Annotated in this window: 20 protein-coding genes and 2 pseudogenes; 14 read left to right on the forward strand and 8 right to left on the reverse strand. The window is 61.8% G+C overall.

The genetic code is table 11. From position 1 onward, the window contains the following. Together IB235_RS25395 and IB235_RS22970 are read right to left on the reverse strand one after the other, a co-directional pair. Positions 1-231 (reverse strand): hypothetical protein (locus IB235_RS25395; RefSeq protein WP_225612567.1); only part of this gene is annotated, 231 nt, incomplete at its 3' end. Positions 232-311: 80 nt separating this feature from the next. Further along, on the reverse strand, positions 312-986 hold the full coding sequence (locus IB235_RS22970) for a hypothetical protein (RefSeq protein ID WP_192338706.1): 675 nt from the start codon (positions 984-986) through the stop codon (positions 312-314). Positions 987-1457: 471 nt separating this feature from the next. Here IB235_RS22970 and IB235_RS22975 point away from each other — a divergent pair, with 471 nt between their 5' ends. Together IB235_RS22975 and IB235_RS22980 are read left to right on the forward strand one after the other, a co-directional pair. After that, a complete protein-coding gene (locus IB235_RS22975) occupies positions 1458-2762 on the forward strand; it encodes an AAA family ATPase (RefSeq protein ID WP_155041564.1) in 1305 nt (434 codons plus the stop codon). Next, positions 2759-3856, forward strand: coding sequence for a ParB N-terminal domain-containing protein (locus IB235_RS22980; protein WP_192338707.1), 1098 nt, complete (start codon positions 2759-2761; stop codon positions 3854-3856). The genes IB235_RS22975 and IB235_RS22980 overlap by 4 nt, the downstream gene beginning before the upstream one ends. Before the next feature lie 837 nt (positions 3857-4693). Here the strand turns inward: IB235_RS22980 and IB235_RS22985 are convergent. Both IB235_RS22985 and IB235_RS22990 read right to left on the reverse strand, forming a co-directional pair. Then, a pseudogene (locus tag IB235_RS22985) lies at positions 4694-5643 on the reverse strand (transposase). Positions 5644-6080: 437 nt separating this feature from the next. Continuing rightward, positions 6081-7736, reverse strand: coding sequence for an NAD(P)/FAD-dependent oxidoreductase (locus IB235_RS22990; protein ID WP_192338708.1), 1656 nt, complete (start codon positions 7734-7736; stop codon positions 6081-6083). Between the two features lie 73 nt (positions 7737-7809). Between IB235_RS22990 and IB235_RS22995 the strand changes: the two genes are divergently transcribed. After that, entirely contained in the window at positions 7810-8589 is a 780-nt protein-coding gene (locus tag IB235_RS22995; RefSeq protein WP_192338709.1) for a nitrilase-related carbon-nitrogen hydrolase, read from the forward strand. Between the two features lie 147 nt (positions 8590-8736). Here IB235_RS22995 and IB235_RS23000 read toward each other — a convergent pair whose 3' ends face one another. Continuing rightward, positions 8737-9054 carry an ABC transporter permease gene (locus IB235_RS23000; protein WP_192338720.1) on the reverse strand — a complete coding sequence of 106 codons (318 nt, stop codon included), beginning with the start codon at positions 9052-9054 and terminating at the stop codon, positions 8737-8739. Between the two features lie 939 nt (positions 9055-9993). Here IB235_RS23000 and IB235_RS23005 point away from each other — a divergent pair. The 7 genes from IB235_RS23005 to IB235_RS23035 all read left to right on the forward strand — a co-directional run bounded on the left by IB235_RS23005 (position 9994) and on the right by IB235_RS23035 (position 17862). Next, entirely contained in the window at positions 9994-10641 is a 648-nt protein-coding gene (locus tag IB235_RS23005; protein ID WP_155042428.1) for a TetR/AcrR family transcriptional regulator, read from the forward strand. A 277-nt stretch (positions 10642-10918) separates the two neighbouring features. Further along, complete coding sequence (locus tag IB235_RS23010; RefSeq protein WP_192338710.1) at positions 10919-12208, forward strand: aminotransferase class III-fold pyridoxal phosphate-dependent enzyme; 1290 nt, start codon at positions 10919-10921, stop codon at positions 12206-12208. 49 nt (positions 12209-12257) lie between these two features. Then, positions 12258-13271 carry an ABC transporter permease gene (locus IB235_RS23015; protein ID WP_192338711.1) on the forward strand — a complete coding sequence of 338 codons (1014 nt, stop codon included), beginning with the start codon at positions 12258-12260 and terminating at the stop codon, positions 13269-13271. After that, a complete protein-coding gene (locus tag IB235_RS23020; protein ID WP_192338712.1) occupies positions 13268-14146 on the forward strand; it encodes an ABC transporter permease in 879 nt (292 codons plus the stop codon). The genes IB235_RS23015 and IB235_RS23020 overlap by 4 nt, the downstream gene beginning before the upstream one ends. A 10-nt stretch (positions 14147-14156) precedes the next feature. Then, positions 14157-15152 carry an ABC transporter ATP-binding protein gene (locus IB235_RS23025; RefSeq protein WP_225612568.1) on the forward strand — a complete coding sequence of 332 codons (996 nt, stop codon included), beginning with the start codon at positions 14157-14159 and terminating at the stop codon, positions 15150-15152. Further along, positions 15149-16174, forward strand: coding sequence for an ABC transporter ATP-binding protein (locus IB235_RS23030; protein ID WP_225612569.1), 1026 nt, complete (start codon positions 15149-15151; stop codon positions 16172-16174). The genes IB235_RS23025 and IB235_RS23030 overlap by 4 nt, the downstream gene beginning before the upstream one ends. Positions 16175-16236: 62 nt before the next feature. Further along, the gene (locus tag IB235_RS23035) at positions 16237-17862 is read left to right on the forward strand and encodes an ABC transporter substrate-binding protein (protein WP_225612570.1); all 1626 of its coding nucleotides are present in this window, start codon (positions 16237-16239) and stop codon (positions 17860-17862) included. 77 nt (positions 17863-17939) lie between these two features. Here IB235_RS23035 and IB235_RS23040 read toward each other — a convergent pair whose 3' ends face one another. The 3 genes from IB235_RS23040 to IB235_RS23050 all read right to left on the reverse strand — a co-directional run bounded on the left by IB235_RS23040 (position 17940) and on the right by IB235_RS23050 (position 21018). Further along, entirely contained in the window at positions 17940-18605 is a 666-nt protein-coding gene (locus IB235_RS23040) for a class II aldolase/adducin family protein (protein ID WP_192338714.1), read from the reverse strand. Positions 18606-18640: 35 nt separating this feature from the next. Then, complete coding sequence (locus tag IB235_RS23045; protein WP_192338715.1) at positions 18641-19900, reverse strand: four-carbon acid sugar kinase family protein; 1260 nt, start codon at positions 19898-19900, stop codon at positions 18641-18643. A gap of 230 nt (positions 19901-20130) precedes the next feature. Then, positions 20131-21018, reverse strand: coding sequence for a LysR family transcriptional regulator (locus IB235_RS23050; protein WP_192338716.1), 888 nt, complete (start codon positions 21016-21018; stop codon positions 20131-20133). Between the two features lie 119 nt (positions 21019-21137). Here IB235_RS23050 and IB235_RS23055 point away from each other — a divergent pair, with 119 nt between their 5' ends. From IB235_RS23055 to IB235_RS23070, 4 genes and pseudogenes are all read left to right on the forward strand, one after another. Continuing rightward, positions 21138-22337, forward strand: coding sequence for an acyl-CoA dehydrogenase (locus IB235_RS23055; protein ID WP_192338717.1), 1200 nt, complete (start codon positions 21138-21140; stop codon positions 22335-22337). After that, entirely contained in the window at positions 22337-23509 is a 1173-nt protein-coding gene (locus IB235_RS23060; protein WP_192338718.1) for a CaiB/BaiF CoA-transferase family protein, read from the forward strand. The genes IB235_RS23055 and IB235_RS23060 overlap by 1 nt, the downstream gene beginning before the upstream one ends. Then, positions 23488-24366, forward strand: a complete 879-nt coding sequence (locus IB235_RS23065) for a 3-hydroxybutyryl-CoA dehydrogenase (RefSeq protein ID WP_192338719.1) — start codon at positions 23488-23490, stop codon at positions 24364-24366. The genes IB235_RS23060 and IB235_RS23065 overlap by 22 nt, the downstream gene beginning before the upstream one ends. Positions 24367-24378: 12 nt before the next feature. After that, positions 24379-24524, forward strand: a pseudogene (locus tag IB235_RS23070) (electron transfer flavoprotein subunit beta/FixA family protein); the annotation flags it as partial.

The raw sequence follows: 24524 nt of genomic DNA on the forward strand, positions 1-24524 counted from the left end.
ACCCCACAGCGCCATCGGATACAACGTCCCGAGCGCGCTGCACTTTCCCGGCCGCGTCACCAGCCCGCCGCCATGACCAAGGCCGGAAACTCCGGCTTTAGATGGTCCAAAATTGGTAGGCAGGGCATAAACTAGAAAATTCCAGCTCGATCCAGTCCAGAAAGCGGGCAGCAGGTCAGCTCTGGTGCCCCCGCGCAGAAGCTTCAGTTCAAAATATTCGGTGCGCCGCATGCACGGACTTATGGCTCTTCCCCTGCCGAGAGGAATACTAAATGGCCGTCTGGGACCATGTAGCTGGGTCCCCCCGTATATCACGCTATCTCAATCCGCACATGCTCGACCGCTACATCGCTGCGCCGTACCGCGATGAGGAGGCGGCCCATCAAATGGGTGCGGACATAGTTCGCGTGAAAGCGGCTAGGCGCAATCAGCGTCAGGCAGCCCTGCTCGATCCCGCCATCCACCAGCGCCCGAAACCAACTGTCGCAAAGTCCCTGATCCTCATCCGCCAGACGCCGGCATGCCTCGCCCCAAACTCCCTTCGTCGCGGGTACGACAGAGCGTGGAAACGGAATAACCTGCGAGACTGGCTCGTTTGCCGGTCCCCCTACCCTGCTCACGAAATCTTCGCCGATATTGGCCCATTCCCGTCGGGTATCCAGCATGATCCGCTCAAGGTTCAACCCCAAGACCGATACACGGCCCCGCGCACCCTGGCGTTTGACCTCGACCCAGCCCAGATCGCGCAACTTGGCCATGTCGCGCTTGACCGTTCGCGCGTCGACACACCACAGCCGGGCGATCTCGCGCTGGCCGATGGTCAGCTCATCATGCTGCCAATTGTAGCGGGCCGTGATCAAGGCCATCAGGCGCAGCACCAGCCGTTGTCGGTGCTGGTCTCCGGCCAGCGCATGCGCCATCATCGCCGAGAGAAGGTCATATTTCTTCGACGCCGCCTCTCGACCGACGGCCCTGATCGTTTGCATCACTGCCCTGCCCGCCGGAGGATATCCGGTCGCTTTCAATGGCCGCCTTTAGGGCGGTTCTGTCCTGATAAGCGTCTGTGTCGATCGTGCCGTTTAGGGCAAGCACAACGCTTTTCGATTTCTTCACTGAATTTGCGTCCGGCTGATTGATTCTGTCAAGCGCCTTGGACCGAGATAGTCGGATCGAACCCAAAACTAAGTTTAAGAACGGTATCATTGGTATAGGGGGGCATCCTGGGTGTCCCTAAATGCGCCACAGATGTCCCTCATTCGCCGATGTTGCTCAGATACCTGTCCCTCATTTCCTCTGGCGGCTGTGCCGCGAGACGCAATGTCCGGCGCGGCGATTCGCCCAAGGAACGCAGGCATTGATGAAATCCCGTTTCGATTGAACTTCTCTTTTGCCTAAAGCGCAAATCCGGCGTAAAAGCGAAACGGATAGAAATTAGCGTCCTTGAATACAGGCACAACATGTATACACACGAAGACCTTGCCCGCCTGCAGTCGCAATCTCTGAAGATGCAGGGGTGGATTCGGCGTCAGACCTTCAGCCCGGACAATGAAAAGACTCTGCGCCGCTTTTCCAGCTGGGAGGTGGCCGAGCTTATCTTCCGCATCAACCAGTCGACCTTCCGCGGCAAGCTGGCCGCCGACCCGAACCTTCCCCTCGGGGAAGTCGAGGAAGATGGTCGCCAGCGTTGGTTCTCACTCGATGAGATCAATGAGCTGCGCCGCCGCGTCCGCATCAACAAGAAGACGTTGATGCCGCCGCGTCCCGAGGGCAAGCGCGCGCTGCGCGCGGCCATCGCCAATTTCAAGGGTGGTGCGGGCAAGTCGACGGTCGCCCTGCATTTCGCCCATGCCGCGGCTCTGGACGGCTACCGCGTTCTGGTCGTCGACTTCGACCCGCAGGCAACGCTTAGCCACTCCATGGGCCTGTCCGATGTTGGCGAGGATCACACCGTCTGGGGCATCATGGCCCGTGATCTCGAGCGTGAGACCGAGCGCATGAATGCTGCCGCAGCTGGGGCCGAGTCGGGAACCGCCCTGCCCCAGCGTAAGCTGCCCGCCTCGATCAGCGACATGGGTCTTGGCACCTTGCGTCCCGCGGACTTCATCAAGCCGACGGCCTGGTCGACGATTGATATCGTACCCAGCTGCGCCAATGCTGCCTTCGTCGAGTTCGCCAGTGCCCAGTACCGGCATCTGAATCCCGAATGGACCTTCTTTGGCGCGGTGTCTCGTTTCCTCGACAGCCTGCCTGACGATGCCTATGACCTGATCCTGTTCGATTGCCCGCCGGCCATTGGCTACCAATCAATGAACGCGGTCTTCGCGGCCGACATGCTCTATATCCCCTCCGGTCCCGGCTATTGGGAGTATGACTCGACCACCAGCTTCATTGGTCAGTTGGCTGAAGCGTTGGAGGATCTGTCGCATGGCTTTGAAAACTTCCCCACGGGGAAGGTTCGGCTGCCCAAGGCCTTTGCCGATGTCCGCTTCCTGATGACCCGCTTCGAGCCGTCGAACGAACTGCATACCGCAATGTTTACCGCGTTCCGGCAGGTCTTTGGCGAACGCATGGCCGAAAATCCCATTGAGTTGACGCGCGCGGTTGAGCAGTCTGGTCGCTTCCTGAGCTCGATCTATGAGATCGACTATCGTGAGATGACGCGTGGTACTTGGCGCCGTGCGCGCGCGACTTTTGATCAGGCCTATGAGGAGTTCAAATCCCATGTCATCGCTGCATGGGAGAAGGTGGAGGTCGACGCATGAGCCGCAAGCGCCGCATGTTCGATATCGAGATGCCCGACGGTGACGCCGAAATCTTCCCCGTGGGGAAGGATGAGGAGGGTGCTCGTCGCGGTCCCATGGCGTCGGCCATCGTTGAGACGGCTGAATCCACCCGCGACCGCGCCCGGATCGAAGCGCAGATCCGTCAGGAAAACGATGCGCTGGCGCAGGAGCATGTCCGCCTCAAACGCGCCGGGCTGATCGTCGACATGATCTCGCTGGACGTGATCGATACGCGCAAGCTGATCCGCGACCGTGTGCAGGGCGCGGATTTCGAATTGGCCGAGCTGATCGAATCCATTCGTGAGATTGGACTGTCGAACCCGATCCAGGTCGAACCCGCCGTGAACGGTCGCTACGAGCTTATTCAGGGCTGGCGGCGTCTCTCGGCCTATCGGCAATTGCTGGAAGAGACCGGGGATGCCGAAAAATGGGGTCGCATCCCAGCCGGAATTGCGGCGCGCGGCGATCAGCTGGAGCAGCTTTACCGACGGATGGTCGACGAGAACATGGTTCGCAAGGACATCTCCTTTGCCGAGATGGCCCAGTTGGCGCTGCATTACGCGATGGACCCGTTGACGGCGGAAAACGACCCCGAAAAGGCGGTGGCGATCCTGTTCAAATCCGCAGGGTATCAGAAGCGCAGCTACATTCGCAGCTTCATTCCGCTGGTCGAACGGTTGGGCGACGTGCTGATGTATGTGCAGGAAATTCCGCGCGCGCTTGGCCTGGCGTTGGTGCCGAAGCTGGAGGAAGTGCCGGGGCTGGTCGCAGCGATCAAGGCCGATCTCAAGGATTGGGACACACGTTCGGTCAAGGATGAACTGGACATTTTGCGCCGCTATGCGGGGCAGGGCGGGGAGTTGGGTGACGCGGAGAAAGTGCCGCGACAGACCCCGACAGCCTTGCCCGCTGGTAAGGCAAAGACGACATTTCAGATCGCTCGCCCGCAGGGCAGCGCGAAATGCACGGCGGCAAACGGACGATTGGAAATCCGGCTGGCGCGTGATTTTTCGGCGGTGGATCGGCGGCGTCTGGAGGTCGCAGTGTCAAAGCTGCTGGATCAGATTGACTGACCTTCCCCACGGGGAAGGCTTCGGCCGTTGATCGAAGCTCAAGCGGCTACGGCTTCAGGTCATGAGAGGCGATACCACTTTCCATCAAAAGGCGGGTCGCTATCATGCGGGGTGTACGGTCCGCCGCGCTCCGCGCTGCCACTGAGTTGTGGTCGTTATGCAGAAGTGTGCGACGGTCACGGCGCCCCATCGTCTACATAAGAGAGTGTACGGCTGTCGATGGTTCCCGCTGAATGAAGCAGAGAGTCATGCTTGGTGCATTATCTGTTCCCAAAATCTGGTGTCCCAAGTCCGCACGGTTGTCGTGATGCGGGTGGAATCACATATCCTCGATAAGCGGGACTTATCGGGATTATATTGTGTGAGAGGTTAAGATCTGTGTAATCCGCAGATAATCATACGCATGCGGTGTAATTCTCAATGACGCTACAAAATCTATAGTTTCCGCATTGAGGCAACATGCCGAAAGCCTTCGTTGCCAGTTACTGAGGCAGATTTTGGGGCACTGCCAGTACGCTCTTGATCATGGTCTGCTTCACGATTGGATATGGCGGAGTAGTTGACGGATAAGCGCAGACCACAATGATGACCGCTCACATGCTGCCATTGGACCAAATGTCGGCGAACGCGCTGCCCTGGATGGATTCATCCGACCGCCGTTGTGATCGTACCCGCAAGTTCAACTACCGGCGGGCCGCATGCGGTAACCAGAGCAGGAAACCGCTACAGTGGTCGCTGAAACCAGAATGGGAACGGACCTTACCTTACCGTTCTCGGTGGGTAGGCTTTGTTGCACAAATAGGCTGAAGGCCGAGCTTCCCCTTCCCTCTGACAGACTTATCCCTTGGCTTCTGTGATGGGTGATCCGAGCGCGGTGAAGACGTTGAGCACGGCCACACGGACCTGGAACCCCGCAACCTGACGGTCGAAGTCCCGGGCGGTTAGGCGCTGACCCAGCAGCTTGACGCAGTGCATCCAATCGTCGGGAAAGCGATCCCCCGGATCGTTTTCAGATCCTCCTCATATCTCTGCGCGGCTTCGTCGGTGATACCGCTCCATCGTCGCCAGATGGTTCGGCCGAAGCGCTTGGAGGCGCGCAAGGCCTCGTTGCGGGCGATCGCCCCGGCGGTGTAGGGTTTCCAGGGTTTGGCGTTCTTGAGGGGCAGTACGATCGCGGCCGCGCCTCGGGCGGCGATGGCATCGTGGCACTTTCGGGTGTCGAAAGCGTCGCCAGCGGTGCTCGAACCGATGGCGCACTCGCTGGCAATTCTGCGGTGACGCTGGCGATCTCCTGCTCGGACGGGATCTGGTCGAGTAGCTCGGGCAGCATGGGCGCGTCGCCAATGTCGCTGGTGGTGAACTCTGCCGCCCGGATTTCGAGGGATCTCTCGTCGATCCAATGTGGATCTTGCGCCAGACCCGGCGTTTGGGGCCGCCGTGCTTGCGGGTATGAGCCGGGCCAAAGAACAGTCCGGGGGACTGTTTTTCCGGCGATTGCCACTCTCCTTCGCTCTCGACCTTGATGCCGCCTCGCCATGGTCACTCGGACCAGTGGCGTTCCCATCGCTCGATCTGGCGCAACGCCATGCCGAACAGCACCTTCATCGTCAGGCAAGTCTGGATAACTGCGTCGCTGCAGTCGGGTTGGCGGCCGCGCTTGCCAGTCGCAGCGGCCTCCCACGTCATGCCTGGATCAAACCAGATCGTCAGTGAGCCACGGCGCTTGAGCCCTTCGTTGTAGCTACGCCAGCTCCGGGTCTTGCAGCTCGGCGTGTCGGTCTGCTCATCCAAACCAGCTACCATGCTGGATGCACCAGATGAATCCCTCACCGGTTTTATGCAACAGAGCCCTTCGACCTTGACGAATGCCAGTGTGGGCGAGCGAAGATGGTGTCAGATGTCACGCTGATCTGGCGCAGGCAGATCGCGCTCGTGAACCGGCGTGGGTGGTCAGTTTGTAGATGTCGAGGCCTTCGCGCAGACCGGACATAGCGGTGCATCGTCGGCGGCAGGTCAGTGCACGCGACAGAACCGCCGCTTTGTTCTCAGTGCAGGTCACCTTGAGCGACAGCCTTCGTGCAGCGACCGAAGGCAGGATGTGCTGGACCAAGTGGGCATCGCTCAGTCATCCCCGGGGCGGGCATAGGATGGGTTCCGCTTCAGAATTGCTCTGCTCTCTGCGAACTGGATCGTTTGTGACCGGTTCCCGGGTACCGCAAGCGGTTTAGTCAGGCAGGGCCACCGGCCCGACCGTCGGCCAGAGGTCGCCCGGTCCGGGATTTTCTGCGGCGCATTTCCCTTCGAGATGGGTCATGATCCCCCACACGGCATTCAGCGCCGTCTGCACGGAACCTTCGACCCATGCCGGGGTCCAGCTGATACCGTCACCTGCAAGGAAGATGCCGCGCTGTTCCATCGGCATCTCGCCCTGCATGAAATGGCCATACATGCGATGGTTGTAGCGGTAATGGCCGGGCAATGCCCCTTTGAAGGCGCCAAGGAAATTCTCGTCCGCCTCCCAGCTGACGCAGATCGGATTACCGCGGATATGGCTGCGGATGTCGACATCCGGATAGATCCGTTCCAGTGCCGCCAGCGCCAGCTCCACGCGTTTTTCCGGGCCATAGGGCAGCACCTTCAGCGCGTCGGTCATCCAGCTGTAAGACAGGCAGATCACCCCGGGCTTGTCCGGCCCGTTATCGAAGAAATAGGTGCCGCGGGTGTTCCGATCGGTCAGCGTCATCGACAGCAACGGCCGCCCGATGGCCGGGTCGATGTCGTTCCAGAACGGGCGGTCCACCATGACAAAGGTCTTCGCGGCCTGCATGTAGCGGGTGCGGTCCAGTGCCATCCAAAGTTTTTGGTCGAACAAGGCCTCATCCACCGCGACCGAGGTGGTCAGAAGATGGCTTTGGCAGGTGACCAGCACTGCGGCATAATCACGCGAAACGCCCCAAAGATCGGTCACCGTCAACCCGCCTGTGTCATTGCGGCTGATCTTGACCGCCCGGCCCAAGGTTGCCCCTCCGTTCAGCGCGGCCAGCGTGGTGCCTTCGGGCCAATGAGCGCAGATTGCGGGCTGGCGCCACAGGCAGTGCAGCACGTTCTCCACCCCTCCGACAATGAAACGTTGATGATCATCCAGCTCCAGCAGGTTGACGCGCAGGATCTCCAGCATGGAATTGGGAAAATCGCTGTCCCAGCCACCAGTACCGAAACCGACCTGACCGAAAACCTCGCGGTGCCGGAAACTAAGATTCTGGAAGGCTTGCGAAGAGACGACAAAATCATAGAAGGTCCGTTCGTCCCATTTTGCGACCATCGGATCCCAGATTGCCTTCAGGCGGACGACATCACGATTGCGCACGGCGTCGGTCAAGGCTGTGAAATCGGCGTGTTCTTCGAGCGCGGCCCGATAGGCGGCGGCGACTTCATGGTAAAGCTGCGGCAGGTCGTCCAGCGTGCGGGCAAAATGCGTCTCGCCCTCCAGATCGATCACGGTCGAGCCTGCCGCCGGGGTCAGCGGGTTCGGAAACGGGCGGCTTTCCAGCTTCAGCGCATCGACATAATGATAGAAGGCCCTTGATGAGACCGGGAAGCGCATTCCGCCCAGCTCGGCGATGACATCCTCGGTGCCCTCGAAGGGTTCCGAGCGCAGCCTGCCGCCGAACTTGCCGGATTCGTAGATTTCGGGCTTCAGTCCCAGCTTCATCAGCTCATGACCAGCGATGATGCCAGCGGCCCCGGCACCGATCACGGCAACCGCCTGCCCATGCCGGTCGGCGGGAATGCTGCCCAGCCCTGCGGGATGGGCCAGCCAATCGTCATAGGCAAAGGGAAAGTCGGGTCCGAAGGCAGTGACGGGCTTCTGGTTGCTCATGATCGGAGAGGCTTCCTAAGGGGCGAGAAATGGCGCAAATCTGCAGCTGATAATGCTTTTGACGGAGGCGAAAGTGAAGTTGGCACTCTGGCAGGCGCCCCCGACGAATGGACGGATCGAGGACGGATTGTCGGCACTTTATACGCAGTTGCAGGCAGCGGCTGCTGCGGGGGCAAAACTGCTGCTGGTGCCCGAGTTATTCCTGCCGGGCTACAACCGGCCAGATCTGCATGCCGAACTGGCCCAGCCGCTGGATGGCGCATGGATCACCCGCCTGCGCGACATGGCGGCGAGGACGGGCTGCGGCATCTGTCTTGGTTGGGCCGAGCGCGATGGCGATGCCGTCTACAACGCCGCCACCACCATCGGTCCAGATGGCGCAGTCCTTGGTCATTACCGCAAGATCCAGCTTTACGGCGCTATGGAGCAAGCCAGCTTCGCCCGTGGTGATGACCTCTGCCCGGTCTTTGCGCTTGAAGGCAGGCAGGCGGCGATGCTGGTTTGTTATGATATCGAGTTCCCCGGTCATGCGGCGGCACTGGCTCAGGCCGGAGCGGACCTGATCCTTGTCCCGACCGCAAATCCGGTCGGATTCGAACATGTTCAGCGACGGTTGGTGCCTGCGCGTGCCCATGAGAATGACGCGGTGGTGGCCTATGCCAATTTGGTCGGACCTGAGGGGGATGTCACATTCGGCGGACTCTCGGTCATTGCCGGACCCGATGGTGAGGCCCTGGCTATGGCCGGCGCAAGGGGCGAGGCATTGCTGGTGGTCGATCTGATCGCCGCAGCAGCAGTGCCACGAAGCCTGCGCTCGGCCCAGCGACAGGAATACCGCCCGGCAAGGAACTGATGTGGCGGTTGCCGGCAGGCGGCATGCATGGCCCGCGTGATGATCCGGACGGTCGAGACCGGAATGGTCGCCATCATCGCTTGGATATCGCCGAGAGCAACCGTCGCCAGGCAGTCTCCGTCGGCCGTCTTCTCCGGTCACCCGATTTCAGCGCAAACGCGGATCAAGTGCCGCATAGAGAAGGTCCACGATGATATTGCACAGCGCGATGAACAGCCCGCCCAGCAGCACCATGCCGATGATGGTCGGGCGGTCCTGATTGCGCACCGTCTGCACCGCCAGCGAGCCGACGCCCTGCAGCCCGTAAACCTGCTCGATCACGATGACGCCGCCCAGCATCAGCCCGATATCCTTGCCAAGCTGCGTCACCAGCGTCATCGGGGTCGAGGGCATGCCGTGGCGCAGCACGACCTTGCGTTCCGACAGGCCCTTGGCGCGGGCGGTGCGGATGTAATCCTCGCCCAGGGGTGAGCTTGCCCTCGATCATCCGGCCATTCGGATGCAACCGACCCTCGGTACCCAATGCCGTGAAGCGCACGGGACGCTCCATCCATTCGCGCGGGACGAGAGTGAAGCTGCCTTCGGGCAACAGCCGCCCCGCAACCCGATAGCTTCCCGACTGGCCCTCAACGTCAAAGGCCAGTGTGCCTTCGACCATCCCATTGGCCTGATCCGTCAGATTGATCGTCAGCAGACCACCGGATGTGCCCGAACAGCTGTAATCGCCGGACCACGAACCTCCGAGCGTTATCTGCGCTCGTGCCAAGGCGGGTACGAGGATCGCAAGCACCGCAGCCAGCGAGAGCGCAGTCAAATACCGCATCGCAATATCCTGTCCGGATTATAGGGCGACGATCATGGGGGCCTTCTGGGCACGCCTACCACGTCAGGGGAGTGCTCCACATGGCAAATCCCACTGACGTCTGATCGATCCTGAGTTGAAGCTCTTGCAGATGGCAGATCATTCGCACAGCGCTGGGATGCGTGGAAGGCCATGGTCAATACATGGGCGTCACCGACCTGTCCGGATCTTACGATCTGGGCCTTGACGCAAAAAACCAACAGCAATTCTGATGGATAGGCGCTTGTGATGTTTATCGGTTTTACGAGCCGCGCTGGCCAGCAACAGGGCCCAGTTCTCTCGCGACGTATCTACCGGTGCATTCTATGGCTTCAAACGCGAACACGCGGCTATTAGCGCGAGGTCCATATCGTCCGGTCACGTCGGGACATGGCCGCGTTCGACCATAACCGATGCCGGATCATGGATCGTCGGTCCCCTCTGCGGGAGAAGTTCATACCTCCGGTTGTAGTGCAAGGAAGCCGTCCTATTGTATAAAGTCGACGATGGTTTGTGCATCGGCTATCCTCGAATGCCCAAAGACATCTGACCGAGAGTGAAATGTGACCCAGCTAGCACCCGACAGCGCTCTGACGCATCGTAAGCCGCAGCGCAAGCAGGGGCTCAAGCGTTTCGACCTGCTTCTGGATACTGTAGAGGCGCTGCTTGAGGATCCAACGGTCGAGGATATCTCGCTGGCGCTGGTTGCCGAGCGGGCGGGTGTTCCGATCTCGTCCCTCTATCACTTCTTCCCGAATCGCGACTCGGCTTATTTTGCCTTGGCGCAGCGCTTTCATCAGGCGCTGCACGAGCTGGCCGAACAGCCGCTGCCGCATCGTCCTGCCAGCTGGCAGGAGTTGATCGAGATCAAGCAGCGAAACGGTGCGCACTATCTTAACGCACATCCCGCTGCCCTGCGCCTGTTCATGGGCGCCGGGATGAGCATGGATGTCCGCAATCTCGACATGTACAGCAACGCGCGGCTGGCCCGCGGGCGGGCCGAATTCATTGGCCAATACTTTCACACAGAGCATGTCGAGAATCTGGAGCGGCATCTGGCGATTGCTATCGGCCTTGCCGATGGGATCTGGGCCGTCTCCTACAGCGAGACCAAGGAAATCACCCCGTATTTCCTGAAGGAGGCGACGCGGGCCACCATCCTTTACCTGCGGTCCTATCTGCCGGAATTCCTGGCGCCCCGCTTGCCTTAACCAGAATCGGTTCGAACAGGTCACCCCTGTCTTCATAGATCACGCGTGAACGGTCACACGTGACACCGTGCACCCTGTCGCTTCTGCGACGGGGTTTTCTGACGTCTCGTCCTATTGAAATTGCAGCACAAAGAATAATGGAAGAAATTTGACTAACTAAGCCTAGTTTGGCAGATAAGCCCACTAAATTTAGTTGATAGCCGAATAATCAACGACTATGATGCGATGCATAACTGCCATGTATCAGGCGGGAAGCTGGTTGCTCGTGGAGACAAGCATGAAAGATTTTCGGCAAAGGGAACTGGTCGAGCGGGCCCGTTTGGTGATCCCCAACGGCATGTATGGCCATGAATCTGTGGCGTCTCTGCCTGCAGGGTTCCCGCAATTCTTCTCGCGCGCCGACGGGGCCAGCATCTGGGATGCGGATGGCAACAAATTCGTCGACCTGATGTGTGCCTATGGGCCGAATTTGCTCGGCTACGGGAATGCGGGCGTCGAATGGGCAGCTGAACGGCAACGCGCGCTTGGCGACACCTCGACTGGTCCGTCCGAGATCATGGTAAAGCTGGCCGAAGATTTTGTGGCTATGATCGATCACGCCGATTGGGCGATGTTCTGCAAGAACGGCACTGACGCGACGTCGATGGCGATGGTCACGGCGCGGGCCTATCGCGGTCGGCGCAAGATCCTGCTGGCGCGCGGTGCCTATCACGGCGCGGCCCCCTGGAACACGCCCGGCTTGGCCGGGATCGTGGCCGAGGATCGCGCTCATGTCATCTATTTCGACTATAACGACCTGAACAGTCTGGCCGATGCGATCCGCGGGCATGAGGGCGACATCGCCGGCATCTTTGCCACGCCCTTCCGGCATGAGGCCTTTGCGAACCAGACCGAACCCAGCCTTGAATACGCGCAAGGCGTGCGGCGCGTCTGTGACGAACTGGATGCACTGCTGGTGGTGGATGAGGTTCGGGCCGGTTTCCGGCTGTCGCGCGATTGCACATGGTCATTGCTGGGGGTGCGCCCCGATCTGTCCTGCTGGGGCAAGGTCCTGGGCAACGGCTATCCGATTTCGGCGCTGCTCGGCGCGGAAAAGGCGCGGATCGCGGCGGGCAGCATCTATGCCACCGGTTCGTTCTGGTTCTCGGCCGTGCCGATGGCGGCCGCGGTCGAGACCCTGCGTCAAGTGCGCGAAACGGATTACCTTGAGCGTCTTACGGACATGGCGCTGCGCTTCCGTGCGGGTGTCGCGGTGCAGGCTGCGACCTATGGTTTCGGCGTGATGCAGACCGGTCCCGCGCAGATGACGCAGATCCTGTTCGAGGACGATGCCGATCTTCGTCGTGGTTTCCACTGGGTGCGCGAGGCGCTGGAGGGCGGGCTCTACCTACATCCCTGGCACAACATGTTCTTCTGCTCGGCCATGACCGAAGCGGATCTGGAAGTGTCGCTGACCGCAACCGACCGGGCCTTCGCCGCGCTGAAGGCGATGGGCAACAAACTGCCCGCACAAAGCAATACGGCAATCCTGGCACGGATCGCGCGCATGACACAGTCGGCAGCATGAAACGTGATGGCCGCGCCGGCATGGTGGCGGAGGCGGAAAGGAGAGGCGGATGTTGCGCTATATCTTTCGCAGGTTGATTGCCGTTCCCTTGCTGCTACTTGGCGTGGCGACGGTTGCCTTTTTCCTGTCGCAGACCACACGGGGCGACCCGCTTTCGGCGGTGGTGCCCGAACGGCAGATGAACAATCCTGAGATCGTGGCTGCTGCAAAGGAACGCTGGGGGCTCGATAAGACCCTGGCCGAACGCTATGTGATCTATGTCGTCAATCTGGCGCAGGGCGATCTGGGGACATCCTTCACCACCCGCCGCCCGGTCAGCGCCGACCTTGCCGAACGCCTGCCCGCGACCTTTGAACTGGTGCTGGCCGCGATGACCTTCGCCACGGTTGTCGGCGTCGGCCTTGGCGTGTTGTCGGCGCGGTATCAGAACGGACCCATCGACCATTTCAGCCGGATCTTCGCGTTGCTGGGATCGTCCCTGCCGGTCTTCTGGTCGGGTCTGATCCTGCTTTACCTGCTGACCGTGCAGCTCGGCTGGTTCCCTGGACCGGGGCGGCTGAGCGCCCATACTCCGCCGCCGCCGCCGATTACCGGACTCTACACGCTCGATTCCCTGCTGACCGGCAATATTCCGGTGTTTCTGGAAAGCCTGCATCGCCTGATGTTGCCGGCGATCGTGCTGGGTTGGTCGGTGGTGGGCGTCATCACCCGGCTGGTGCGGTCGAGCCTGCTTGAGGTGCTGGGTCAGGACTACATTCGCACCGCCCGCGCCAAGGGCGCGCTGGAGGGGCGGGTCATGATTCATCACGCGCTGCGCAATGCGCTGATCCCGACCTTGACCATCATCGGCTTCGCCTTTGCCTATCTGATCACCGGTGCCGTGTTGACCGAGGCGGTGTTCTCGTGGCCGGGCATCGGGTCCTACGCGGTCAGTGCGGCGCGGGCTCTGGATTATCCGGCCATCATCGGCGTGACCCTGCTTGGATCTCTGGCCTTTCTTCTTGCCAATCTAGCGACCGACATCGCCTACGGTCTCGTCAATCCGAAGGTCAAACTGCAATGAACACGGTAACCATCGAGGCCCGCAAGGACGGGCGGACCAAGCCGGGGGTCATCCGCAGGGTTCTGTCCCTGCTTGCCGGATTGCCGCCTTCGGTACTGTTCGGCGGGGCGATCGTGCTATTCTGGCTGGTCACCGCGCTGACGGTACAGTTCTGGCCGCTGCATGATCCGTTGGCGCTGGCGGGCCGCCGGTTGCAGCCGCCAAGTGCGGATCACTGGCTGGGCACGGATGCGCTGGGACGGGACGTGCTGTCGCGGACCTTACATGGCGCGATCTATTCCATGCCGATCGCCACCATCGTGGTGCTGGCCGGCGTCGTGATCGGCGCGGCGCTCGGCGCCATCGCGGGCTATGTTGGCGGCAAGGTCGATGCGGCGATCATGCGGCTGGTCGACATTACCGTGGCCTTTCCGCCGATCCTGCTGGCCATGACGATCACCGCGACGCTAGGGCCGGGCATCGTCAACGCCGCCATTGCCATGATCATCGTCTGGTGGCCGGTCTATGCCCGGCTGATGCGGGCGCAGGTGCTGGAGGTGAAGGAGCGCGAGCATGTCGAGGCGGCCATCGCCGGTGGTGCAGGCCATATCCGCATCCTTGGCATCCATATCCTGCCGCTGTGCTGGGCTCCGATCCTGATCAACGCGACGATGGATTTCGGTCAGGTCGTTCTGCTTGCCGCCTCGCTCAGCTTCGTGGGGCTGGGGGCAACGCCGCCGACGCCGGAATGGGGCTCGATGATCTATGACGGGGCCAGCCGCTTCTATTCCTGGTGGATCGCCTTCGGGCCGGGCATGGCGATCCTGACGCTGGTGCTGGGCTTCAGCTTCCTTGGCGACGGCCTGCGCGATTATTTCGACCCGAAATCGCAGTGAGGGGATGACCATGAAGGAACAAAGCAAGGAACCCCTTCTCGAAGTTCGCGACCTTTGCGTCGATTTTCGTGTCCCCGGCGGCTACGCGACGGCCATCCGTGGCGTCGATCTGACCGTCGGACGAGGAGAGGTCGTCGGTCTGGTCGGCGAATCCGGCTCGGGCAAGAGCATTTCGATGATGGCGCTGCTGCGTTTGCTTCCGGCAGCGGCGCGGGTCAGCGGAACCGCCCGCTTCGATGGCGTCGATCTGTTGTCGCTGTCGCCTCGGGAACTCAGCCACATTCGCGGTGGCCGGATCGGCATGATCTTTCAGGACCCCCTGACCGCCTTCAATCCGGTGCTGACCATCGGCGCGCAGATCGTCGAGGCGCTGCAACTGCATGACCACAACCTGTCCGGCAAAGCGGCCTGGACGCGGGCCGTAGAGCTGCTGGCCGAAGTCGCCATCCCGGAACCGGGACGCCGCGTGCATCAATATCCGCACGAGTTCTCGGGCGGGATGCGGCAGCGGGCGATGATTGCCATGGCTATCTCGAACCGGCCGCAGCTGCTGATCGCGGACGAGCCGACGACCGCTCTGGATGTGACGGTGCAGGCGCAGATCCTGGAACTGCTGCAGCGGCTGCGCGAAGAACTGAACATCGGAATGATCATGATCACCCATGATCTGGGCGTCGTGGCCGGAATCGCTGACCGGGTGATGGTCATGTATTCGGGCCGAGTCATCGAACGGGGTGAGGTGGATGACGTGTTCTATGCCTCTCGCCATCCCTATACGCGCGGTTTGCTGGCCGCCCTGCCCAAACTCGACGGCGGGCGCGAGGCGCTGGTCGGGATCGCCGGCACGCCCCCTTCGCTGGTCAACCGCCCGGCGGGCTGTGCCTTCCGCCCCCGTTGCGGTCATGCCGAGGCGGTTTGTGCCACTGCCGAACCACCACTTCTTCGCGCAGGCCAGCTTGAAAGCGCCTGCTACGTTTCCGACCGCCTGTCCGGGATGACACCATGAGCCAGATGCAGCAATCCGTCCCCGTCCTGGAAGTCCGGGACCTTGTGAAGGATTTTCCGGTCGGAAAATCCCTTGTTCTGGGCCAGCCCACCGCGCATGTGCGCGCAGTGACCGGCGTATCCTTTGATATCGCTTCGGGGGAAACGCTGGGTCTGGTCGGGGAATCCGGCTGCGGGAAATCGACGCTTGGGCGCTGCATCATGCAGCTTTTGAAGCCGACCTCGGGCCGGGTGGCCTTGGCCGGGCGCGAGATCACCGGCTCTGGCCCCGCCGAGCTGCGCGAGATGCGCAAGGAATTGCAGATCGTGTTTCAGGATCCGCTGGCTTCGCTGCATCCGCGCATGAAGGTGCGCCGGATTTTGAAGGAGACGCTGCGCCTTGGCCATCTGGACCGGCGCGCGACCGAAGCGCGGGTGGATGAATTGCTGGATCTGGTGCAGTTGCCGCAGGAAATGGGCGAACGCTATCCGCACCAGCTGTCGGGCGGGCAACGCCAGCGGGTCGGCATCGCCCGCGCCCTTGCACTGGAACCCAAGGTCATCGTGCTGGACGAGCCGGTTTCGGCGCTGGATGTCTCGGTTCAGGCCAGCGTGCTGAACCTGCTGCAATCGCTGCAGGACCGGTTGGGCGTGGCCTATCTGTTCATCGCCCATGATCTGGCGGTGGTGCGGCACATCTCGGATCGGGTCGGGGTGATGTATCTGGGCGGGATCGTGGAAATCGGCACAGTCGACGACCTGTATTCCCGACCCCAGCATCCCTATACGCAGGCGCTGCTTTCGGCCATCCCGCTACCGGATCCGCGCGCCGAACGCGCCCGCCGCCGCCTGCCGTTGAAGGGCGAGACACCAAGCCCGATGAAGCCGCCCAGCGGCTGCCGTTTCCGCACACGCTGCTGGCGCGCGACCTCGAGATGCGCCGAGGTGGTGCCGGTGCTCCGCGACCATGCGCAGGGTCATCAGGTGGCCTGCCATTATCCCGGCGCGGAAGCCCACGCAGTTGCTGCCAGAGTTTCATCCTGATCCCGCCAGCGGGTCGGGTGCCGAAGACCAGAATGATAACATAACCGACTGGGAGAAAAGACATGACACGACATTCGGAATTGCGGCCGCCACACCGGCGCCCCATGGTCATGATCGCCGCTTTCGCCACCGCGACCACGCTGGCGGCGTGGAGCGGCGGTCCCGCGCTTGCACAGGATCAGGCCCCCTCGTTGATCGTGGCCCGCGACATGGATCTGAACTCGCTCGATCCGGCGCGCGCCTTTTGCGACACCTGCCAGATCTATCTGAGCGCGACCTATGACCGGCTGGTCGATATCGGCGCGGACAATACCTCGCTGGTACCAATGCTGGCCACCGAATGGACGATCAGCGCCGACCATACCGAGGTCACCTTCAAGCTGAACCCCGCCGCGCGTTTCGCCGATGGCAGCCCGGTCGAGGCCAAGGACGTGAAATGGAGCCTTGATCGCCTGAAGAATATCAAGGGCGGCTTCTCCTATATCATGGACGGCGTCATCAGCGTCGAGGCCCCCGATGCGGCTACCGTGGTCGTCAAGCTGGACAAGCCGAATTCCGATTTCGTCGGATCGCTGTCTGCACCTTATGCCGGGATCCTCGATTCCGATCTGGTAGCCCAGCATGGCGGCAACGCCAATGCCGACGCGGCCTCGACCGACACCGCCGAGGAATGGCTGCTGGCGAATTCCGCCGGTGCCGGTCCTTATGTGCTGTCAGCCTACAGTCCCAACAATGAGCTGCGGCTGAAGCGCAACGACAATTACTGGGGCGACAAGCCTGCCGTTGGCGAGTTCGTCTTCCGCCAGACCAAGGATGCCGTCGCCCAGTCCCAGCTTCTGGAAAGCGGCAATGGCGACATCGCCATGAACGTCGATCCGACGACGGCGGGCAGCATCACCAATCCCGAGATCACCGTTTCGACCGTGCCGTCGTTCAACATGGTCTATCTGGTGCTCAGCCCCGGTGCCAAGAACCTGCCGCATCCGCTGGACGCCAAGATCCGCGCGGCGATCGCCAAGGCCGTCGATTACGACACGCTGATCGACTTCACGCTGGAAGGGCAGGGCAAGCGGCTCGGCTCGCCCTTGCCCAATGGCTTCCCCGGATCGGGTCAGGTCGAGCCCACGGCTTTCGATCTGGAAGGTGCCAAGGCCTTGATGGCCGAGGCGGGTGCCACCGATGGCTTCACGCTGGATGCGGTCTATCCGAACGTGAACCAATATGGCGTCGATTACTCGCTGATGATGCAGAAGGTTCAGCAGGATCTGGCTGCGATCAATATTCAGCTGAACCTGCAACCGGTCGAATTCTCGGTCTGGCGCGAGCGGATCAATGGCGATGGCATCCCGCTGACGGCGGTGTTCTTTGCGCCCGACTATTACGGCTCGGCGCAATACGTGCAGTATTTCGGCATGTTGGACGGCACCGTCTGGTACAAGCGCGCCGGTGGTGCCAACGACCCGACCCTGGCCAATCCGCAGACCCCCGAACTGCTGGCCAAGGCGCTGGCCAGCGAGGGTGAGGAAAGCGCGAAGTATTACAGCGAACTGGCGTCAATCATGGCCGCAGAAAACATTATCCTGCCGATTGTCAGCCCGGATGCGGTCTTTGTCGCACGCAAGGGGATTTCCGGCCTGCGTTACAGCGCCTGCTGCAATCTGGTGCTGTCCGACATCACCGTGGATTGACCGAAAAGGCACCGGTCGCCTTACGGCCGGTGCCTTTTTTCGGATCATAGGGCGGGGGCTTGTCGGCTCCCGTTTCTCTATTCGCCGTTCACTGCCGTAGGCTTGCCGTAGCCATAGGATTTGTATGCGGCGCGCACCTCGGCCATTTCCTCGGCCGTCAGCAGCACTGGCTGGCCCATGGAGCGCGCCAGCTGGTATTGCCGGGCCAGCGCCTCCAGTTTGTCGGTGCGGGCAAAGACCGTCCCAAGATCGGGGCCAAGCGCGATCATGCCGTGATTGGCCATCAGACAGGCGCTGTACGTGATGCCTATGGTCGCTGCCGTTACATCGGCCAGTTCCTGCGATCCAAACAGGGCATAGGGGGCGCAAGGCACCTCATTGCCGCCGAAACCGGCGACCATGTAATGAAAGGGCGGGATCGGCTCGCGCAGTGTAGAAACCGCGACGCAATGGGTTGGATGGGCATGCAGAACGGCCATCGCCTCGGGGCGGGCGCGATACAGCGCCGCATGCAGCGCCCATTCCGACGAGGGTTTCCAGCCGCCATGAAAGCCGCCGTCCAAAGTCACTTCGGCGATCTGTTCGGGCTGCATCGCGTCCGGGTCGATGCCCGATGGCGTGATCAGCATTCCGGCACCGAACCGCACCGAGATATTCCCGGCGGTGGCATTGGACAGGCCCCGCGCAATGCATTCGCGGCTGTAATGCACAAGCGCCTGCCGGTATTCGTATTCCGTCGTCATCTTGTCATGTCCCGGATCGGAAGGGTTGAGCAAGCTCAGTTGCGCATGGCATCTATGGCGCGCACCAGCACATCGGTGACGCCCAGCTTGCCGGATTTGAGGAAGAAGGACACCGGGTCCGGACCCTCGGCGACACAGAAACCGCCGCCCAACGGGCCGCGCGGCATCGACCGCATCCGCGTGATCCCAAGCGCGCCGACCACCGCGCCCGAGGTCTCGCCCCCGACCACGATGAAACGCCGCGCCCCTGCGTCATGCAGGCGGCGGGCGATTTCGGCCAGCAGATGCTCGGCCTTGCGCGCCGCGCCGATCCGGCCCAGCTGTGCCTGAGCCGCAGCCACGCCATCGGCATCGGTCTGTGTGGTGATGGCAAAGGGGCGCGTGCCCAGATGCAAGGCGGCAAATGCAAGCGCGGCCTCGATCTGTGCCGCAGTGCTGTCTGGGTCAAGCAAATCGATGCGGTGGACCGGATGGTGGGCGGCAAAGGCGGCAAGCTGGGCTTCCGCTACCGGGCCGACGCTGCCGACCAGCACCGCCAGCGGCCCTTCGGCGTGGCGCGGAGGGGTCGCGGTTCCCGTCAACGCGGCACAACGCGCCAGCCCATGGGAAACGACCAGCGGATCGCTGGCCACAAAGGCGCGGCTTTGCAGGACAAGCTTGGTCGATGTCTCGATATCGCCTGCATCGGCAGTATCCAGCAGGACATGCCGGAACCCCGCCGCGAGGCGGTCAGCAAGCGCCAGCTGTGCGGCGGCGGGTCCTTTGACCAGCACGTCATGTGGGATCAGGCCGACCGGAGTTTCTGTTTGCAGCGACAGGAAGCGGGCCAGATTGGGATCGGGCATCGGCGTTACCGGGTCAAAGCGTTTGTGCGATTCATTGACCGGCGTGTCCCGCACGAACATATGTCCCTGAAAGACCGTGGTGCCGAATTCGGGAAAGCCCGCGCTGATCAGAAGCGGCTTCTGGTCGTAACGCGCGGACAGCATCTCGGCGGCGGCTCCGATATTGCCCTCGGGCGTGGAATCGAAGGTCGCGCAGGCCTTGTAGGCCACGCAGTCGCAACCCAATGCATCCAGCGCGTCCAGCGCCGCGGTCATCTCGCTGCGGGCCTCGGCCACCGGTGCCAGCCGCATCCGCCCGGCAATGACGGCGATCGGGGCAGCGGGCGGCTCGGCCACGGCGGTGATCGGGTCGAAATAGACCGGGCATTCCAGCCCGGCTTGTTCGAAGTAGCTGGCAACCAGAAGGCCGCCGGTGAAATCATCCGAGACGATGCCATAGACCGGTTTCATGATGCTTGGTGCCTCCTGCGCATTTTCGGGCCTGAGCTGGCGCGCTGACGGCGTGCGCAAACCTGTCTGATGGATAGGCTTGGAAGGTCAAATAGTCAAATAAATTCGATTATAACTAGGAGTTAGTCCGCTAGAACGCCAATTTGTCAGGGATATCTTGTGAATTACCGATAGTTTTTCTGTTATCGTCGTCGACGGAACACCACTATCCGATCATTGTCGCACTGCCGTCAGGCTTGGGTTGTCGACAGCCAGTTCCTGAAGGCTTGAAGCGGCTTGAGTTCCTTCTTTCGCAGGGGCCAGGCCAGCCAATAGGCACCGTTGCCGGGCACAGCCGGGGTCAGCACCGGACATAACCGGCCTTCGGCGATCTCGACCCGGGCCAGATAATCCGGCAGCAAGGCGATACCCATGCCCGAAATCGCGGCCTGAATCATCATCGAGAACTGATCGATCATCATGCCGTTGACCTGCGGAGGGACCGATACCCCCTGTCCGCGAAACCATGCCGCCCAGGCATCGGGCCGCGTCGGCAGCAGCAACAGCACCATCCCGCCCAGATCCGCAGGGGAATTCACCGGGGTCTGCGCCAGAAAGCTGGCCGAGGCGCAGGCGGTCAGCTTTTCGTCGAAAAGCTTGAGATGGGCGGCGTCCGGCCAGTCGTCCTGTCCATAGTAGATCACCGCGTCGAACGGTTCGGCATCGAAGCTGAACCGGCTGAACTTCGTTGTCAGGTTGATCGATACCCCCGGATGCGCGGACAGGAACTGCGGCAGGCGCGGGGCCAGCCAGCGGGTTCCAAAGGTGGGCAGGACCGCCAGATCCAGTGTGCCGCCTTCGGGATTGGCGATCAGCGACATGCTTGATCGCTGGATCAGGTCCAGCGCGGCAGAGATGTCGCGGTAGTAACGGTTTGCGGCCTCGGTTGGCACCAGTCGTTTGCGGTGCCGGATGAACAGCGGCAGGCCCAACTGCTCTTCCAGATTCTGGATCAGCCGGCTGATCGTGCTTTGGGTCAGCCCGATATCTGCAGCCGCACGGGTTACCGAGCCTTCGCGCATCACCGCGTCGAAGGCCAGCAGCAGGCTGAGATTGGGCAGGAAACGTCGATGCCGCATAGTTCATTCACTGTATACATGAACTTATGAGAATTATTCGTTTTCCGCCAGTGAAGCAACGATCTAATACATGAACAACTGCCGCAGATGCGGTCCTCAACTTGGCGGAAGGGTCGGATATGTCGACAAAATCCCACAAAGGCACGGCGTTTTCGTGGTCGGATCCGTTTCTTCTGGACGATCAGCTGACCGAGGAAGAGCGGATGATCCGCGACAGCGCCGCGGCCTTTTCCGCCGAAAAGCTGATGCCGCGGGTCAAGGATGCCTATCTGCACGAGCATACCGACCCCGAGATTTTCCGCGAGATGGGCGCCGTCGGCCTGCTGGGCGTCACCGTCGATGAGGAGTATGGCGGGGTCGGGGCCTCCTATGTCGCCTACGGCTTGGTGGCGCGGGAAATCGAGCGCATCGACAGCGGCTATCGCTCGATGGCCTCGGTGCAAAGCTCGCTGGTGATGTTCCCGATCGAGGCCTATGGCAGCGAAGCGCAAAAGCGCAAATACCTGCCCAAACTTGCCACCGGCGAATATATCGGCTGCTTCGGCCTGACCGAACCTGACGCGGGTTCCGACCCGGCGGGGATGAAGACCGTCGCCCGCAAGACCGCCGGCGGCTATGTGCTGAACGGGGCCAAGACCTGGATCTCGAACGCGCCGATTGCCGATGTCTTCGTGGTCTGGGCCAAATCCGAGGCCCATGGCGGCAAGGTGCGCGGCTTTGTCCTTGAAAAAGGCATGAAGGGCCTGTCCGCGCCCAAGATCGAGGGCAAGCTGTCGCTGCGCGCCTCGATCACCGGCGAGATCGTCATGCAGGATGTCGAGATCGGCGAGGACGCGCTGCTGCCCGGCATCGAAGGCATGGGCGGTCCGTTCGGCTGCCTCAACCGCGCCCGCTACGGTATCAGCTGGGGCGCGATGGGTGCGGCCGAGGATTGCTGGTTCCGCGCCCGCCAATACGGTCTGGACCGCCATCAGTTCAACCGCCCGCTGGCGGCGACCCAGCTGTTCCAGAAGAAACTGGCCGATATGCAGACCGAGATCACCCTGGGGCTTCAGGCCAGCCTGCGTGTCGGGCGGCTGTTCGACGAAGGCAAGTTCGCGCCCGAGATGATCTCGATCGTCAAGCGCAACAATTGCGGCAAGGCGCTGGAGATCGCGCGGCAGGCCCGCGACATGCATGGCGGCAACGGCATCCAGATCGAATATCACGTCATGCGCCACGCCCAGAACCTTGAGACGGTGAATACCTATGAGGGGACGCATGACGTGCATGCGCTGATCCTTGGCCGGGCGCAAACCGGGTTGCAGGCGTTCTACTGATGGGTGACGCGCCGCTGAAAGGGCTGAAGGTCGTCGAGCTGGCCCGCATCCTTGCCGGGCCGTGGATTGGCCAGACCTTGGCCGATCTGGGTGCCGAGGTCATCAAGATCGAGGCCCCCGAGGGCGATGACACCCGCCGCTGGGGCCCGCCCTTCATCGACCGACCGCGTGCGGACGGCACCACGGAACGGGTCGCGGCCTATTTCCATGCCGCCAATCGCGGCAAGACCTCGGTCACCTGCGACTTCAACGATCCGGCGGATCTGGCGCGGCTGAAGGCGCTGATCGCCGATGCCGATGTGCTGGTCGAGAATTTCAAGCTGGACGGTCTTGCCCGCTTCGGGCTGGATTACGAAACTCTGGCTGTCGACAACCCACGGCTGGTCTATGCCTCGGTCACCGGCTTCGGGCAGGACGGTCCGCGTGCGGCGCAGCCCGGATATGATTTCCTGATCCAGGGCATGTGCGGGATCATGGACCTGACCGGCGATCCGCAGGGTGAGCCACAAAAGGTCGGCGTGGCCTGGATCGACATCTTCACCGGGCTTTACGGCGTCATTGCCGTGCAGGCCGCTCTGGCCGAGCGCGCCCGCTCGGGGCTGGGGCAACATCTGGACCTGTCGCTGTTTGATTGCGGCATGGCGGTGATGGCCAATCAGGCGACGAATTATCTGCTGGGCGGGCAGGTGCCGCAGCGCTTGGGCAATGCCCATCCCAATATCGTGCCCTACCAGCTGTTCCCGACCTCGGATGGCCACGCGATCATCGCCTGCGGCAATGACCGCCAATTCGCGGCCCTCTGCCGGGCCCTTGAGCTGGACCATCTTGCGCAGAACCCGGATTATGCGACCAACCCGGCGCGTGTCGCGCATCGCGCTGTGCTTGTGCCCTTGCTGTCGGAAGCCACGTCGCTGAGGACGCGACAGGACTTGATCGCGCTGCTGGAGCAAGCAGGCGTTCCCGCCGGGCCGGTGAATGATCTGGCCGAAGGTTTCGCCGATCCGCAGATTGAAGCGCGGGGCCTTCGGATCGCTCCCGAGGGCATCGCGGGTCTGCGAACGCCAATTAATCTGTCCCGCAGCCGTCTGAATACCTCGCGCGCGGCGCCTGTGCTTGGTGAGGGGTACTGGAGCTTTACGGAGGGCGCGCCATGCAACCGATCCAACGCGTAGGCATTGTCGGTGCCGGTCAGATGGGGCGGGGCATTGCCCAGGTCTTTGCTTGCGCCGGCTATGACGTTCTGCTGACCGATGTGTCGCATGACGCGCTGTGCGAGGCAGTGGCCCAGACCGACCGCAACCTCGGACGCCAGGTCGACCGGGCCAAGCTTACCTCCGCCGAGCGCGCCGCAGCGATGAGGCGGGTCGGTACAACGCTTGATGTGACCGAGCTTGGCAATTCGGATCTGGTAATTGAGGCGGCCACCGAGCGCGAAGCGGTCAAGCGGGCCATTTTCGCCGAACTTCTGCCGCATCTGAGGCCGGACACCATTCTGACCTCCAACACCTCGTCGCTGTCGATTACGCGATTGGCCAACAGCACCGACCGGCCCGAGCGCTTCATGGGTTTCCATTTCATGAACCCGGTCCCGGTCATGCAGCTTGTCGAGTTGATCCGGGGCATTGCGACCAATGAGACGACCTACAACACGCTTGTCGGGGTCGTGGAACGGCTTGGCAAGACCGCGGCAAGTTCCGAAGATTTCCCGGCCTTCATCGTCAATCGCGTGCTGATGCCGATGATCAATGAGGCGGTCTACACGCTTTACGAGGGCGTGGGCTCTGTCCGTGCCATCGACCAGTCGCTGAAGCTCGGCGCAAATCACCCGATGGGCCCGCTGGAACTGGCCGATTTCATTGGTCTGGATACCTGTCTTGCCATCATGAATGTGCTGCATGACGGGCTGGGCGACACGAAATACCGCCCGTGCCCGCTGCTCGTGAAATATGTCGAGGCCGGGTGGCTGGGTCGCAAGACCGGCCGCGGCTTTTATGATTATTCGGCCAACACGCCGGTACCCACCAGATAAGGGGCATCAACAATGAAAATTCTGGTCCCGATCAAACGCGTGATCGACTACAACGTGAAGGCCCGTGTGAAGGCCGACGGTTCGGGTGTCGATCTGGCCAACGTCAAAATGTCGATGAACCCGTTCGACGAGATCGCGGTCGAGGAGGCGATCCGGCT

Source organism: Paracoccus sp. PAR01 (assembly GCF_014851995.1).
GTDB lineage: Bacteria > Pseudomonadota > Alphaproteobacteria > Rhodobacterales > Rhodobacteraceae > Paracoccus > Paracoccus litorisediminis.

Coding starts and splice junctions, on each gene's coding strand:
- IB235_RS23015 (WP_192338711.1), top strand. CDS start 12,258: ATGTTGCGCTATATCTTTCGCAGGTTGATTGCCGTTCCCTTGCTGCTA.
- IB235_RS23020 (WP_192338712.1), top strand. CDS start 13,268: ATGAACACGGTAACCATCGAGGCCCGCAAGGACGGGCGGACCAAGCCG.
- IB235_RS23030 (WP_225612569.1), top strand. CDS start 15,149: ATGAGCCAGATGCAGCAATCCGTCCCCGTCCTGGAAGTCCGGGACCTT.
- IB235_RS22970 (WP_192338706.1), bottom strand. CDS start 986: ATGCAAACGATCAGGGCCGTCGGTCGAGAGGCGGCGTCGAAGAAATAT.
- IB235_RS23050 (WP_192338716.1), bottom strand. CDS start 21,018: ATGCGGCATCGACGTTTCCTGCCCAATCTCAGCCTGCTGCTGGCCTTC.
- IB235_RS23055 (WP_192338717.1), top strand. CDS start 21,138: ATGTCGACAAAATCCCACAAAGGCACGGCGTTTTCGTGGTCGGATCCG.
- IB235_RS23065 (WP_192338719.1), top strand. CDS start 23,488: ATGCAACCGATCCAACGCGTAGGCATTGTCGGTGCCGGTCAGATGGGG.
- IB235_RS23060 (WP_192338718.1), top strand. CDS start 22,337: ATGGGTGACGCGCCGCTGAAAGGGCTGAAGGTCGTCGAGCTGGCCCGC.
- IB235_RS23010 (WP_192338710.1), top strand. CDS start 10,919: ATGAAAGATTTTCGGCAAAGGGAACTGGTCGAGCGGGCCCGTTTGGTG.
- IB235_RS23045 (WP_192338715.1), bottom strand. CDS start 19,900: ATGAAACCGGTCTATGGCATCGTCTCGGATGATTTCACCGGCGGCCTT.
- IB235_RS22980 (WP_192338707.1), top strand. CDS start 2,759: ATGAGCCGCAAGCGCCGCATGTTCGATATCGAGATGCCCGACGGTGAC.
- IB235_RS23040 (WP_192338714.1), bottom strand. CDS start 18,605: ATGACGACGGAATACGAATACCGGCAGGCGCTTGTGCATTACAGCCGC.
- IB235_RS22975 (WP_155041564.1), top strand. CDS start 1,458: ATGTATACACACGAAGACCTTGCCCGCCTGCAGTCGCAATCTCTGAAG.
- IB235_RS22990 (WP_192338708.1), bottom strand. CDS start 7,736: ATGAGCAACCAGAAGCCCGTCACTGCCTTCGGACCCGACTTTCCCTTT.
- IB235_RS23025 (WP_225612568.1), top strand. CDS start 14,157: ATGAAGGAACAAAGCAAGGAACCCCTTCTCGAAGTTCGCGACCTTTGC.
- IB235_RS23035 (WP_225612570.1), top strand. CDS start 16,237: ATGACACGACATTCGGAATTGCGGCCGCCACACCGGCGCCCCATGGTC.